This window comes from Allopontixanthobacter confluentis, from assembly GCF_009827615.1.
GTDB lineage: Bacteria > Pseudomonadota > Alphaproteobacteria > Sphingomonadales > Sphingomonadaceae > Allopontixanthobacter > Allopontixanthobacter confluentis.
The window spans coordinates 1,264,522-1,278,800 of sequence record NZ_WTYU01000001.1 but is presented as its reverse complement, the minus strand read 5'-3'; the positions used below and the strand labels follow the sequence as shown (position 1 = coordinate 1,278,800).

Below are 14,279 nucleotides of genomic sequence, written 5' to 3'. Positions count from 1 at the left end.
AGAGGTCGGGGAGGGTCTGATATGGCTGACAATAGCGACAAGTCCGAACGCATCAGCGATGCCGAACATGCCGTGATGGAGGCGTTGTGGCAGCGCAGTCCGCTTACCGCATCACAAGTTTGTGAAGACGTGTGTGAAACACGCGACTGGAGCCTGGCGACCGTCAAGACATTGCTGTCGCGTCTGGTTTCCAAACAGGCTGTGGCGACACGGCCCGATGGGCGCCGGTTTCTATATACGCCTTTGCTGGCCCGCACGGACTATGCCGGATCCGAATCGCGCCGCCTGGTTGACCGTCTGTTTGGCGGAAGGGCAGCCCCGTTGTTTGCCCAACTGGCCGAATCCGAAGCACTGACCGAAAACGATCTTGCCGAAATGGAAGCGCTCTTGCGGGAGCTGCGGAAATGACCGGCTGGTGGATTGAAACACTCGTCTGGACGGGCCTCATCATCGCCATGGTACTGGCGGTTCGCGGCCCGGTGGGGCGTCATCTTGGCCCGCAGGCCGCCTATGCCTTGTGGCTATTGCCATTCCTGCGGCTGGTGATGCCCCCACTGGTGTTGCCAGCATGGCTGGCCCCGGCTGCGGCCGGTTCTGACCTGGCCGCGCCGCATTTTGCCACCACACCGCAATATGGGGCGGTCATGGCAGATACGGCAGCGGCGCCGCTGAGCCAGATGGCCACCGCCAGCGCCAGCGCCAGCGCTGAACCTTTTGCCTGGGGCGCGCTGCTGCTGGCCGTTTTGCTGGCCGTGTGGCTGGGAGGCGCGGCAGTTTTTCTGACATTTCGTTTCACAGGCTATTTCCGGATGCGCCGCGAAATGCTGGTGCACGCGCAGCCAGTGGGCGAGGCAGGGGCAGTCAGGCTGGTGGAAACGCCGGCAGCAACCGCGCCGATTGCCTTTGGCGTGCTGGACAAGGTGGTCGCATTGCCGCCCGGTTTCATGGCGATGCAGGACCGGCAGCACCGCGATCTGGCGCTGGCCCATGAACTGGCGCACCACCGCGCCCATGATTTGCTGGCCAACATGGCAGCGCAGCCGCTGTTCGCGCTCCACTGGTTCAATCCGCTTGCATGGCTGGGCTGGCGCGCCATGCGCCGCGATCAGGAAGCAGCGTGCGATGCGCGGGTGATCGCCCAATGCGGGACATCCGAAAAAGCCACCTATGCCGCCATTATCGCCGGTTTTGCTGCGGGGCCCAATCTCGCGCTTGCAGCGCCCATGGCGTGCCCGATCCTGGGCGAAAAAAGCATTATTCACCGTCTGAGGAGCCTGACCATGAGCGATATTTCACCCCGCCGCCGTTTTGCCGGACGCGCCCTGATTGGCATGGCTGTGCTGGCCTTGCCGATGACCGCGACGATTACCTATGCCGCATCGCTGACCGTGCCCAATCCGCCGCCAGCCCCTGCTGCACCAGCATCGCCGCCCGGCGCGCCCACACCGCCCGAAGCGCCGTTGCCTCCGCAAGCGCCGATGATGTGGCAGTCTGCCGATGGCAGTGAGTTTACGCAGGTGTTTGAAATGGAGAGTGATGAGCCGAACAGTGATGGCACCACGCAAAAAAAGGTCCGCATCATCCGCATGAAACATGGTGCGGACGAGGATGGCCAGCATCAGGCAAGCGAGCACAAGGAAATCCGCATCCGCAAGCTGGAAAGCCTGGCGGAGTTGAAAAACCTGAAAGAACTGGAAGGTTTGAAGGAATTGGAAGGCCTCTCCCAGCTTCAGGAATTGAAAAACATCCGCTCACTTGAAGGCAAGCAGATTGCCATGATCGTCCGCAAGTCGATGGAATCCGTGCCGCAGATTGCGATGTCATGTGACGGCGAAGAGATGGTCAAGGAAACGCGCGGTCAGAATGGACGGCAGGTGATCAGCATCTGCACTGACAAGATCGGCAGTGCAGCCATTGATGGCATCAGGGAAGCGCGGGCCGAAATTGCCCGGGATACAGAAATCGACAAGGAAACACGGACCGAAATTCTGAATTCGCTCGACGCGACAATTGCGGATTTGAGCGCAAAAGACTGAATATGCGAATGGCTGCTTTCCAGTCACAGCCATAATCCACGCTGTTCAGGAAACGGGGGCCGCCAATCAGCGCCCCCGTTTCAAACTTATCCGGCTGAATGCTGCACCATTGCCCGGCAGGGAATTATTGCGGGGCCTGCTGGACGACAGGATTGGCCACAAAGATAACGTCCGCCGTTCCTGTCCCTTGGTCAACCGTCACTTCGCCCTTTCGGTCCTCTGCTGCCGGCGCATCCTTGCTCACTTCCACCTTGGTAAAGGCGGGGCGGGCGGGGTAGGGACAGCCTTTCTGCTCCCCCAGACCTTTCAGATAACCACGGCGGACAGCGCCTGCGAAAATGGCTTCCTCAAAATTACGCTGATGGTCGGCAGCGCCCGATAATTCGCGGATGATGCCGCGAAAGGGAATGAAGGAACTGACCGCGCTTTTGGCAATTTTTCCCAGGGTGATATCTCGGCGCTGCCCTGTATCAATGTCCAGATCATCGCCCAGCACACGGTCCAGCCCGGCGATTTCCTGCGTGATGGCATCGCAGTTTCCCAGCCCCTGACTGCCATAGGGCGTGGCCGCCGCAAGCAGCAGCACTTCAGGAATTTCATCGCGCGCCAGATTGAGATCGGTCAGCGGGGTTGTGGCGACATCCATCGCATCCGGCCCGCGCCCCTTTACAACCTCGTCCTTGTCCTGCGCAGCGAGCAGGGGGCCAGCCAGTACCAACAAGCCGCCTGCCGCAGCAAACTTCAGCCTAACGGCGCAAGTCTGCAAATGTGTCGCATTGATCATCATCACCAGTTTCCAGACCACGTTTGAGCCACTGCATGCGCTGTGCGCTGGTGCCGTGGGTAAAGCTTTCAGGACTGACCCTGCGGCCAGCGTTGCGCTGCAAAGTATCATCGCCAATGGCCGCAGCAGCCGTCATGCCTTCTTCCATGTCGCCTGCTTCGATCAGATTGCGGTTCTTGCCGGCCCAGACGCCGGCGTAACAATCCGCCTGCAATTCCATTCTGACTTGCAGATCATTGGCGCTACGCGGATTTTGCTGCTGCGCGCTTCTGATCTGGTCGGCCATGCCGGTCATTTTCTGGACATGGTGGCCATATTCATGAGCCATCACGTAATAGCGCGCAAAATCTCCGCCAGCGCCCAATTGCCGCTGCATTGTATCGTAAAATGCGGTGTCGATATAGATACCCTGATCGCTCGGGCAGTAAAACGGCCCCATGTCGCTGGATGCGCCGCCGCAGCCGGAATTCGTCCGGCCACTGAACAATGTGAGGGTTGGCTGGGCAAAGGCAATATTGGCTTGCTGGAACAGCGGCTGCCATGTCTGGTTCAGCGAACTCAGCGCATTGCAGGCTTCCAGGGCATAAGGGCCATCGTTGCACGCTTCTGTCCCCGTCGCGCTGCCCGCGCCGGTCTGCTGGGCAGGGGCGGATTGCTGCATCCCGTCAATGGCACCAATTGTCTGCAACGGATCTGCGCCGAACACGAAATAGGCAACGGCTGCCAGCACGATGGTGCCGCAGCCGATTTTGCCGCCTCCGCCGCCGGGAAAGCCGCCGCCGCCACCAGTGCCGCGCCGGACTTGAATACTGCCCGGATCAAATCTGTTGAGTTTCATCTGCCTCCCCTTCGCAGGGCGTCCTGCCCTGCCATTATTGCTGGCCCTGAATTAGTGGCCCTTTATTGCTGGACAGGCGAGTGCAGGCCAGCGAAAACAAGAATTCGTTATCTCCTGTCCTTCCAACATGTTCGAGGTCCAAATGTTCCTGTCCGGCAAACGCGCACTCGTCACTGGTTCCACATCCGGCATTGGCCTTGCCATTGCCCGCGCGTTTCGTGCCGAGGGAGCCGAAATCATCCTGAACGGTTTTGGCGATGACAGCACAATTGCCAGTCTGCGTGCCGAATTGGCAGCAGACCATGTCAATGCCGACCTTCTGACCGTGGCTGGCTGCGAAGACCTGATGCACAAGGCCGGGCCGGTGGATATTCTGGTCAATAATGCCGGCATGCAGCACGTGGCCCCGGTGGATGATTTTCCGGTTGAAAAATGGGATGCCATTATCGCGCTGAACCTGACTGCGGCGTTCCATACCGTCAGGCTGGCGGTGCCTTTTATGCGTAAACAGGGATGGGGCCGGATCATCAATACTGCCAGCGCCCATTCAAAAACGGCCTCCCCGTTCAAAAGCGCTTATAATGCGGCCAAACACGGGCTGGACGGCTTTACCAAGACAATTGCGCTGGAACTGGCGCAAACCGGCGTCACTGCCAATTGCATCAGCCCCGGCTATGTCTGGACATCGCTGATTGAAAGCCAGATCCCCGATACGATGAAGGCCCGCGGGTTGACGAGGGATCAGGTCATCAACGATGTCCTGCTGGCCAAGCAGCCGACCAAGAAATTCGTTCAGCCAGACGAAGTGGGCGCGCTCGCCGCGTTCCTGTGCCGGCCTGAAGCGGGCAATGTTACCGGCGCAAACTGGAGCATAGACGGCGGCTGGACCGCCGAATAAATCAGCATATGCAAAAAGGCGTGAGGGTTGCTCATACCTTTGTCGAGGGGCAGAACAGGGTGACGTTGGGGCGTTATGGATCAATGATGCGCGGCATTGCCGCAGGCGCGGGCAGCATGGTGCTGGCGGCCTGCGCGACGGTGCCTGCCCCGTCTGATCCCGCGGCTGCCGATGTTGCCGCCATAGAAACGGCCATGGCGGCCCATATCGCAATTCTGGCGAGTGACGATTTCCGCGGGCGCAGGCCTGCTACCCAGGGCGAAAGCAGAACTCTCGATTATCTGACCCGCGCATGGCAGGATGCCGGGCTGGAGCCGGGGACCAACAAACCGTCCAGCCCGTGGCTTGCGCCGATTGATCTGGTGCGCAGCACACCTTCGCAAAGCACGGTGGAATTCTGGCGCAATGGCCGCGTTGTCACCCTGCCCAAAGGCTCTGTCACCGTGTTTGCATCCGGCCAGCGCGCCCTGCTGGAACTTGCGCCCATGGTGTTTGTCGGCAAACAATGGCGCGATCTTGACCGGTCGGAACTGACTGGCCGAGTGGCCGTGATGCTGTGGGACCATGCCGACCAGGCCGAACAGCGCGATGCCCTGCTGGAAAAAGGCGCAAGTGCAGTGCTTGCAGTGGTCCAGTCCGGCGCTGAACTGGCGCAGATGTCTGACCGGCGGGCGGCGGGATCCTACCGGCTGGCTGACGATAGTGGCGGCGCGGTGCTGGATGGCTATATGGTGCCTGAAGCAGCCAACATCCTGTTTGGCGCCAATCAATTCAAAACGTGGAAGGACGCCGCAGGCGTCCCAGGGTTCAGACCCGTGCCCTTGCGCGTTGCTGTGTCCATGGAAGCCACATCTGCCACCGCCGCAGTGCAGACACATAATCTGATTGGCAAGATTGCCGGTGCGTCGCCCGACGCAGGATCCGTGCTGTTGATGGCGCATTGGGACCATTTCGGCACCTGTTCCGGAGCGGACAGGGCCGTTTCCCAGTCCGATATGCTGTGCAATGGTGCGGTGGATAATGCCAGCGGGCTGGCAATGCTGACAGAACTGGCCCGCAGGCTGGCTGCTGGTCCGCAAATGGACAGGGACGTATATTTCGTCGCGACATCGGCAGAAGAATGGGGCCTGCTGGGGGCGCGGGCATTGGTGGCGGACCCGCCGATGCCGCTTGATACCATCGTCGCGGGGTTCAATGTGGATACGATTGCGATTGCCCCGCGCGGCAGCGGCGTTGCCATTGTGGGGGCAGGGCTGACTCCGCTGGATGATACGGTCAAATCAATCATTCGTGCTCAAGGGCGCAGTCTGGGTGATAATGCTTTTGCCGCAGGCTTTGTCCGGCGACAGGATGGCTGGGCGCTGCTCCAGCATGATGTACCCATGCTGATGGTTTCAAGCGCCTTTGCCAACCGGGAGATAATGGAACGCTATCTCAAGGAGCGCTATCACCAGCCTACCGATCAGGCTGAACGGGTGGAACTTGGGGGCGCGGCAGAAGACCTTCTGCTGCATCTGGCACTGGTTCGTTATTTCGCAGATGCTGCCGCTTATCAGCCCGCTATTTCGCAGCCTGACGGCCAGGCTGACGACCTGCTCGGCGGATAATTCGTCTCCGCCCCCTAGCGAGTGTGGCAAACTGCGGTTACATGGGCCGCCACGAATCCCCGGCGCGCGGACTTTTGCCCGCCGCGATCTGACTATTATGAAAGTGGCACTCATGGATATCCCTCTTGGCCTGACCTATGATGACGTTTTGTTGCGTCCGGCTGAAAGCGACATTGTGCCAAGCATGGCCGATACCAGCACCATGCTAACCCGCAGCATCCGGTTGAATATTCCGGTTATTTCTGCCGCGATGGACACTGTGACAGAAGCCGACATGGCCATTGTGATGGCGCAGCTGGGCGGGATTGGCGTGCTGCACCGCAATCTTGATATTGCCGAACAATGCGCCGCTGTAAGGGCAGTGAAACGGTTTGAAAGCGGTATGGTCGTCAACCCCATCACCATCGCGCCCGATGCGACTCTGGGTGATGCACAGGCATTGATGACGCTAAATCGCATCAGCGGCATTCCCGTGGCGGACCGGAACGGCAAATTATGCGGCATTCTGACCAATCGGGATGTGCGTTTTGCGGAAAATCCGCTCCAGCCGGTGCGCGAATTGATGACGGTTGATAATCTGGCCACGGTCGGTCTGGGCGTGGGTCAGGAAGAAGCGCGCCGCCTGCTGCATCAGCGCCGCATTGAAAAACTGATTGTGGTGGATGAAAATTACCACTGCATCGGCCTGATCACGGTCAAGGACATTGAAAAAGCCGTCAATTATCCCAACGCCACCAAGGACGGCACGGGCCGCCTGCGCGTGGCCGCCGCCACCACGGTGGGCGACAAGGGGTTCGAACGCACCGAAGCCCTGATCGATGCCGAGGTGGATGTCGTGATCATCGACACTGCCCATGGCCACAACAAGGACGTGGCGCGCGCGGTTGAACGGGCGAAGAAATTATCGAATTCGGTCCAGGTCGTGGCCGGCAATGTCGCCACTGCCGAAGCCACCCGCGCCTTGATTGATGCTGGCGCTGATGCCGTGAAAGTGGGCATTGGCCCCGGTTCCATCTGCACCACCCGCATTGTGGCCGGTGTGGGCGTGCCGCAATTAACCGCAGTGATGGAATGCGCCGAGGAAGCCGCCAGATCAGCTGTGCCGGTTATCGCCGATGGCGGGCTGCGCACGTCAGGTGATGCGGCAAAGGCGCTGGCCGCGGGCGCATCCTGCGTCATGGTCGGATCATTGCTGGCAGGCACCGAAGAAGCGCCGGGCGAAACGTTCCTGTACCAGGGGCGCAGCTACAAGAGTTATCGCGGCATGGGGTCGGTTGGCGCCATGGCGCGCGGCTCTGCCGACCGCTATTTCCAACAGGATATCAAGGATTCCATGAAGCTGGTGCCCGAAGGTATCGAGGGGCAGGTGCCGTATAAGGGCCCGGCGCGCGATGTGGTTCATCAACTGGTTGGCGGGGTCAAGGCGGCCATGGGCTACACCGGTTCTGCCACCATCGAAGACCTCCGCACCAATGCCAGATTCGTGCGGATTACGAATGCCGGTTTGCAGGAAAGCCATGTTCATGACGTGGCGATCACTCGTGAAGCGCCCAATTACCCCACGCGCTGAGGAACCGGCATGACACTGAACCCCGGCATGACGCTGAACATACGCCAGATGCCGCAGACCAGCAGCCTTGCAGCAGATGCCGCTGCGATGGACCGGACATGATACCGGGCGCACGCGTTCAGGCGGCAATCGAACTTCTTGATTCCATCATCACTGCCGCTTGTAATAATGGCGCGCCTGCCGACCGCCTCATTGCCGAATATTTTCGCACGCGCCGCTATGCCGGCAGCAAGGACCGCCGCGCCGTGCGCGAACTGGTCTACGCTGCGATACGTGCCTGCGGGCCTGTGCCGGCAGACGGCAGGGCCGCGATGTTGCGGCTGGCACAGAACGACCCTGAAATCCTCGGCCTGTTCGACGGGGTCGGCCATGGCCCGGCCACGGTCACGCCGGAAGACCAGCCTGCCGAGGGCGGCATTGCGCCCCAGTGGCTGATGGACCGGCTGCAGCAGTCAGACATTTCGGGCGACGAAGCAGAAGCCTTGCTGGGCCGTGCCCCGCTGGATTTGCGCGTCAACACGCTCAAGGCAGACCGCAGCAGCCTCGAATTGCCTGAACCGGGCGAGGCACTGGCAGCGGCGCAAGCCTTGCGGTTCGAAGCCGGGACGCAGGTCGAACAGTGGGACGCGTTCAAGTCCGGCATGGTGGAAGTGCAGGACCATGGCAGCCAATGGGCCTGCGCGGCCATGGCGGCACAGCCCGGTGAAACCATCATCGACCTATGTGCAGGGGCGGGCGGCAAAACGCTGGCGCTGGCGGCAATGATGGAAAACCGCGGTGTCCTGATTGCAAGCGATACAGACCGGGGCAGGCTGTCGCGCCTTCCGGCACGGGCAGAGCGCGCAGGCGCGGGCATGATTGAAACGGTGCTGCTCAACCCCGGCAGGGAGTTGGAAATGCTGGCCGACTGGCGCGGCACGGCGGATGGTGTACTGGTGGATGCGCCGTGTTCCGGCACCGGCACCTGGCGGCGCAATCCCGAAGCGCGCTGGCGGCTGGATGAACGCCAGCTGGAACGGTTTGCCGAAACCCAGTCACGCCTGCTTGATCTGGCAGCCATGCTGGTAAAACCCGGTGGCCGCATCACCTACATCACCTGTTCCCTGCTCGATATGGAAGGCAGGGACCGGATCGACGACTTTCTTGACCGCCACCCTGGCTGGGCGTCTACGGCTGACACTCTGCCAGTCGGGCGGCAACGTGGCGGCGGACACCGGCTGACGCCGTTTCATGATGGCACGGATGGATTTTTCATCGCGAGTCTAGGTTCTGCGTGCTAGCCATCAGGACTATGGCAAGTTCCTCGCGCCTTTACCGGTCTGGACCACGCTCCCCCCTGATGGAGAATTTCATGCGTTTTGCACCTGCTGCTGCTGCCCTGTCGATTGTGTTTGCCATGACGGCAAGCGTTGGCAACAGCGCGCCAGAACCGGCTGATCCGCGTGCCCTGATGCTGATTGCCCAAGGCCGTGCCTCGCTGGGCAGTGGCGACACGCAACAGGCCATCGACGCATTTGAAGCGGCCCTTGCGGTCGATCCATCCTATACCGGTGCCTTCGTGGCGCTGGCCCAAGCTGCCCGGACCGAAGGTTTGCAAGGCAAGGCGATTACCTATTACCGCGAAGCGCTGGCGCGTGATCCCGGCAATCTGGCGGCTATTGCAGGGGAAGGCGAAGCGCTGGTCGAAAAAGGCGCAATCGAAAAAGCACGCCTAAGCCTCAACAAGCTGGAATCAATGTGCGGTTCTTCCTGCCCTGAAACCAGAATGCTCGCAGAAGCGCTGGCCCGCGGCCCCCAGTCACGCGTGCTGACGGCAGAAGCCGTGATGCCAAACGCGGTTGTAACCAAGAATTAGGCTGTAAAAGGCAGGCAGCGCGGGGTTACAACATCAGTCTGGGGTGCCGGGCTGCGACACATCCACGTCAGACCAGTTCGCGAAATGCCTCCAGCACGGTGCGATAGACCCGCTTCTTGAACGGGACGATCATCTCGGGAAGTGTGTGCGGGTCTGCCCACTGCCATTCACTGAACTCGGCCGGATCGTGGGCTCGCAGATTAATATCCGCGTCACTGCCGGTAAACCGCAGCAGGAACCATGTCTGGCGCTGCCCGCGATATTTTCCGCCCCATAATTTGCCGACCAATTCCTCAGGCAGATCATAAGCGATATCGCCTTCCATCCGCCGCAGGATGGTGGCGTGGGCGGTGGTGACGCCGGTTTCTTCATGCAATTCGCGCAGGGCAGCCGCTTCGAGGTCTTCGCCCTCGTCCACGCCGCCCTGCGGCATCTGCCACCAGATATCGTCAGTGCCCATTGTTTCGCGGGCATCAATCCGTTTGCCGACGAACACCTTGCCATCGGCATTCACCAGCATGACCCCGACGCAGGGCCGGTATGCGTCGGGCCTATAGTCGTCCGGCCCCATTGCAGTATCGTTCATTCAATTCGCCCCAGCATCATCTTCATGGCTTTCAAGAGAGTTTCCAGATCCTTCTGCGCGCTCGGAATGGCTTTGCGCAGATTGGTGAACCCGTGAATACTCCCCTTGAATTCAAGATAGGTCACATCGGTTCCCATCTCAATGAGATGGGCAGCATAGCGGCGGCCCGAATCGCGCAGCGGATCGAGGCCGGCGGTGCACAGAACAGTGGGCGGCGTATTCGCACAATCGCCCAGCATGGGGTAATTGCGGACATCTTCCGGGTCAGCCGCATATTGCTCGGAAAACCATTCCATCGTCGCGCCGGTCAGCAGGAACCCCTTGGCAAAATCGAGGAAGCTTTTGTGCTGCGAAACATCATCGGCCACCGGATAGATGGGCACTTGCATCACGACCGGCACTTGCGCCGGATTTGCCGCCAGCTGGTTGGTTATGACAATCGCCAGATTGCCGCCGGCACTATCGCCCATCGGGATCAGGCCCGTGGCTGTTCGGCCCAGTTCAGCAGGGGATGATGCGACCCACCGGCTTGCCGCTTCGCAATCATCGGGCGCAGCGGGGAAGGGGGCTTCGGGCGCCAGCCGGTAATCCACCGCCACTACGGGCAAATCCATGGTTGCCGCAATTTCGGTGCAAAGATTGTGATGGGATTCCAGGTCACCAATGACAAAACCGCCGCCGTGGAAAAACATGATGACCGGCCCCGCCTCACGCGTTTCGCGCAGGTCATACAACCGCAGCGGAATATCACCGCCTGAACCTGGGCCGGGGCAAGTCAGATCCCTGAGCACGGCCAGATCGCACGCATCCTTTTCCACCATCGGGCCCATGGCGACATAGTTCTGGCGGCCATCTTCGAGAGAGGAATCTTCGAGCGCCATTCCGCCCATCTGTTCCAGCATCGTCAGAAATCCGCGAACATCATCGCGCACATAATGCTCTGTATCAGCCATATCATCTCTCTCCTGTTATATCTTTGCCGCCAGCCTAAGCCTGTCCGAAATCTTTTTCACTCGACTTTTTGTCCATGACGGAGAAAAACTTCATTGCGGCAGGCAGGCAGGGTGCATAGGTGCCAGCTTATGACATAATGCGCCGACAATCTGGCGCGCGATAAGGAATTTTCATGGCTACTTCAGCCGCTACCAGACCCCAGGATACCGATATTCCGGAGGCAGTTGTCGTCCGCTTCGCCGGCGATAGCGGCGACGGGATGCAATTGACCGGCGGGCAGTTCACCCTGTCCACTGCTCTGGCGGGCAATGATCTGGCCACTTTCCCTGATTTTCCGGCAGAAATCCGCGCACCGCAAGGCACGCTGTTTGGCGTATCCGCCTTCCAGATCAATTTCGGCAGCCGCGAAATCAATACCGCAGGTGACGCGCCAGATGTGCTGGTGGCGATGAACCCTGCCGCCTTGAAAGTGAACATTGCCGCGTTGAAACCGGGCGGTCTTGTCATCATCGACACAGGCGAATTTACCAAGCGCAATCTCGACAAGGCGAAATATGATGTGAGTCCGCTGGACGATGGCAGTCTGGCGAAATGGGATGTGCTGGCGTTCGATATTTCCGCGCTGACGATCGAAGCGGTCAAACCGTTCGGCCTGGGCAACAAGGACGCGCTCAGGTCAAAGAACATGTGGACGCTTGGCCTGGCGCTGTGGATGTTCGACCGCCCGCGCGACCCGGTGCATGACTGGCTGCGCGCCAAGTTCAAGAACAAGCCCGACATCGCCAATGCCAATATTGCCGCGCTGGACGCGGGCCATGCCTATGGCGAAACCGCTGAACTGTCCGGCCCGATCAAGCAGCTTCATCTGCCGCCGGTTGACAGCGCGCCGGGGCTTTACCGCACCATTACCGGCGCAGAAGCCATTTCGCTGGGTCTGGTGGCAGGCGCGCAATTGGCGGAATTGCCCATGTTCTTCGGCGGTTATCCGATTACGCCGGCATCGGCCATTCTGCACCATCTGGCGCGGCTGAAGGAATTCGGCGTCACCACGTTTCAGGCAGAAGATGAAATCGCCGCGATCTGTGCTGCTATCGGCGCCTCCTATGCAGGCCAGTTGGGTGTCACCAGTTCGTCAGGCCCCGGTATTGCGCTGAAAACAGAAGCCATGGGGCTGGCGATTATGACGGAATTGCCGCTGGTTATCGTCAACAGTCAGCGCGGCGGACCGTCCACCGGCCTGCCGACCAAGACAGAACAGAGCGATCTCTATCAGGCCGTTTATGGCCGCAATGGCGATGCGCCGATGCCGGTGGTATCGTGCTCCAGCCCGTCAGATGCTTTTGAATGCGCCATCGAAGCCTGCCGGATTGCCGTGGAATATATGACCCCTGTCATGCTGCTGACAGATGGATATATTGCCAATGCTGCAGAACCGTGGGCCGTGCCTGATCCGGCCAGCTACACGCCGTTTCCGGCTAAATTCCTGCAAGAAAAGAACGGAGGCGATACGCTGCTGCCATATAAGCGCGATGCCAAGGGTGCCCGCCCGTGGATCAAGCCCGGCACGCCCGATCTGATGCACCGCATCGGCGGCATCGAGAAGCAGGTGGATACCGGCCATATCGATTATGCGCCCGATAACCATCAGGCGATGACCGATGCCCGCGTCAGCAAGGTGCTGGGCGTCACCATTCCTGATCAGGAAGTCGCGCTCGGCCAGCCGGGCGGAAAACTGGCAGTGGTGGGCTGGGGGTCGACATTTGGCCCTATCCATCAGGCAGTGCGGCGCAGCCGTGCCAAGGGGCTGGATGTCAGCCATATCCATGTGCGCCACATCTGGCCGCTGCCCAAAAACCTGGGTGAATTGCTGCACAGCTATGACAATGTGCTGGTGCCGGAAATGAATACCGGCCAGTTCAAGACGGTGCTGCGCGATCAGTATCTGGTTGATGCCCAGCCGCTGACCAAGACGAGCGGCCAGCCATTTGCCATCGCAGAACTGGAAACCGCCATCGGCAGGTTTTTCGATGGCATAGAAGGCAATGAAGGCGGCGAAGTTTCCGTCAACGACACCCAATTGCCCAGCCCGGAGCTTGACGCATGAACGCCCCTGTGAAATTTGAAACCACGCTGAAGGATTGGGAAACCGATCAGGAAGTTCGCTGGTGCCCCGGTTGTGGTGACTATGCCATTTTGAAAGCCGTGCAGCGCACTTTGCCGCAGCTTGGCGCCAATCCTGCCAACACGGTGTTCATTTCCGGCATCGGCTGTTCCAGCCGGTTCCCTTATTATATGGAAAGTTACGGTTTCCACACCATCCATGGCCGCGCCCCTGCGCTGGCCACCGGGGTGAAGCTGGCCAACCCCGAACTCGACATCTGGCTGGTGACGGGCGACGGTGATGGCTTGTCCATCGGCGGTAACCATATGATGCATGTGTTGCGGCGCAATGTGAACATACAGATCATGCTGTTCAACAACGAGATCTACGGCCTTACCAAAGGGCAGGCATCACCCACCAGCCGGGAAGGGACCAAAAGCCCGTCTACGCCGCTTGGTTCGTACGACAGGCCTGCCAATCCCTGTGCTTTCGCGCTCGGTTCTGGCGCGCGCTTTGTCGGGCGCGGGTTTGATGTTTCGAAAAACCTGCCTGATGTGCTGAAAGCTGCCCATGCCCACCAGGGCGCTGCATTCATCGAGATTTTCCAGAATTGCATCGTCTATAACAAGGATGTGTTCGAAGATTTCGCCGCGCCCAAGGGCGCAGAGGACCGCCAACTGTGGCTGGTGCCGGGCGAACCCATGCTGTTTGCCAAGGGGACCAAAGGGATTGCGCTCGACACGCAAAAGCTGGCCCTGACCGTGGTCGATGTGGCAGGCGACAATTGGCAGGACGCGGGTGTGCTGGTGCATGATGCCACCAATCGCAGCCTGGCGCATTTGCTGGTGGAAATGCCATTCGGGCCGTTCCCCATGGCACTGGGCGTATTGTATGACGACCCGCGGCCCACTTTTGAAACCGCGGTCATCGAAGAACGCGCCCGATCAAGCGCGGGCAAGGATGCCAATCTCGCCAAATTGCTGGCCAAGGGGCAGACCTGGACAGTTGAGGAAAAGGCCCAACAAAGCGACGGCCACCCTGCCTGACGGG

At 60.1% G+C, this 14,279-nt stretch carries 13 protein-coding genes; 9 read left to right on the top strand and 4 right to left on the bottom strand.

Annotation, left to right across the window (positions count from 1 at the left end; genetic code table 11):
* Positions 1–21 precede the first annotated feature (21 nt).
* Positions 22–408, top strand: a complete 387-nt coding sequence (locus GRI44_RS06020; RefSeq protein WP_160600479.1) for a BlaI/MecI/CopY family transcriptional regulator — start codon at positions 22–24, stop codon at positions 406–408.
* Complete coding sequence (locus GRI44_RS06015) at positions 405–2,036, top strand: M56 family metallopeptidase (protein ID WP_160600478.1); 1,632 nt, start codon at positions 405–407, stop codon at positions 2,034–2,036. The genes GRI44_RS06020 and GRI44_RS06015 overlap by 4 nt, the downstream gene beginning before the upstream one ends.
* A gap of 124 nt (positions 2,037–2,160) precedes the next feature.
* Here GRI44_RS06015 and GRI44_RS06010 read toward each other — a convergent pair whose 3' ends face one another.
* A complete protein-coding gene (locus GRI44_RS06010) occupies positions 2,161–2,757 on the bottom strand; it encodes a hypothetical protein (protein ID WP_202386148.1) in 597 nt (198 codons plus the stop codon).
* 25 nt (positions 2,758–2,782) lie between these two features.
* The gene (gene ypfJ, locus GRI44_RS06005) at positions 2,783–3,658 is read right to left on the bottom strand and encodes a KPN_02809 family neutral zinc metallopeptidase (protein ID WP_160600477.1); all 876 of its coding nucleotides are present in this window, start codon (positions 3,656–3,658) and stop codon (positions 2,783–2,785) included.
* 142 nt (positions 3,659–3,800) lie between these two features.
* Here ypfJ and GRI44_RS06000 point away from each other — a divergent pair, with 142 nt between their 5' ends.
* The 5 genes from GRI44_RS06000 (at position 3,801) to GRI44_RS05980 (ending at position 9,588) form a co-directional block, all read left to right on the top strand.
* On the top strand, positions 3,801–4,556 hold the full coding sequence (locus tag GRI44_RS06000; RefSeq protein ID WP_160601322.1) for a 3-hydroxybutyrate dehydrogenase: 756 nt from the start codon (positions 3,801–3,803) through the stop codon (positions 4,554–4,556).
* A gap of 20 nt (positions 4,557–4,576) precedes the next feature.
* On the top strand, positions 4,577–6,163 hold the full coding sequence (locus tag GRI44_RS14115) for a M28 family peptidase (RefSeq protein WP_160600476.1): 1,587 nt from the start codon (positions 4,577–4,579) through the stop codon (positions 6,161–6,163).
* 112 nt (positions 6,164–6,275) lie between these two features.
* Positions 6,276–7,733, top strand: coding sequence for an IMP dehydrogenase (gene guaB / locus GRI44_RS05990; RefSeq protein ID WP_160601321.1), 1,458 nt, complete (start codon positions 6,276–6,278; stop codon positions 7,731–7,733).
* Positions 7,734–7,831: 98 nt separating this feature from the next.
* Positions 7,832–9,013: an RsmB/NOP family class I SAM-dependent RNA methyltransferase gene (locus GRI44_RS05985; RefSeq protein ID WP_160600475.1), complete on the top strand. Its 1,182-nt coding sequence runs from the start codon at positions 7,832–7,834 to the stop codon at positions 9,011–9,013.
* 71 nt (positions 9,014–9,084) lie between these two features.
* Positions 9,085–9,588 (top strand): tetratricopeptide repeat protein, encoded by a 504-nt coding sequence (locus tag GRI44_RS05980; protein ID WP_160600474.1) that lies wholly within the window; start codon positions 9,085–9,087, stop codon positions 9,586–9,588.
* Between the two features lie 67 nt (positions 9,589–9,655).
* Here GRI44_RS05980 and GRI44_RS05975 read toward each other — a convergent pair whose 3' ends face one another.
* The gene (locus GRI44_RS05975) at positions 9,656–10,174 is read right to left on the bottom strand and encodes an RNA pyrophosphohydrolase (RefSeq protein WP_232842983.1); all 519 of its coding nucleotides are present in this window, start codon (positions 10,172–10,174) and stop codon (positions 9,656–9,658) included.
* A complete protein-coding gene (locus GRI44_RS05970; RefSeq protein WP_160600473.1) occupies positions 10,171–11,127 on the bottom strand; it encodes an alpha/beta hydrolase in 957 nt (318 codons plus the stop codon). Before GRI44_RS05970 ends, GRI44_RS05975 begins: the two co-directional genes overlap by 4 nt.
* A 173-nt stretch (positions 11,128–11,300) precedes the next feature.
* Between GRI44_RS05970 and GRI44_RS05965 the strand changes: the two genes are divergently transcribed.
* Both GRI44_RS05965 and GRI44_RS05960 read left to right on the top strand, forming a co-directional pair.
* On the top strand, positions 11,301–13,232 hold the full coding sequence (locus tag GRI44_RS05965; RefSeq protein WP_160600472.1) for a 2-oxoacid:acceptor oxidoreductase subunit alpha: 1,932 nt from the start codon (positions 11,301–11,303) through the stop codon (positions 13,230–13,232).
* A complete protein-coding gene (locus GRI44_RS05960; RefSeq protein ID WP_160600471.1) occupies positions 13,229–14,275 on the top strand; it encodes a 2-oxoacid:ferredoxin oxidoreductase subunit beta in 1,047 nt (348 codons plus the stop codon). The genes GRI44_RS05965 and GRI44_RS05960 overlap by 4 nt, the downstream gene beginning before the upstream one ends.
* The last annotated feature ends 4 nt before the right edge of the window (positions 14,276–14,279 follow it).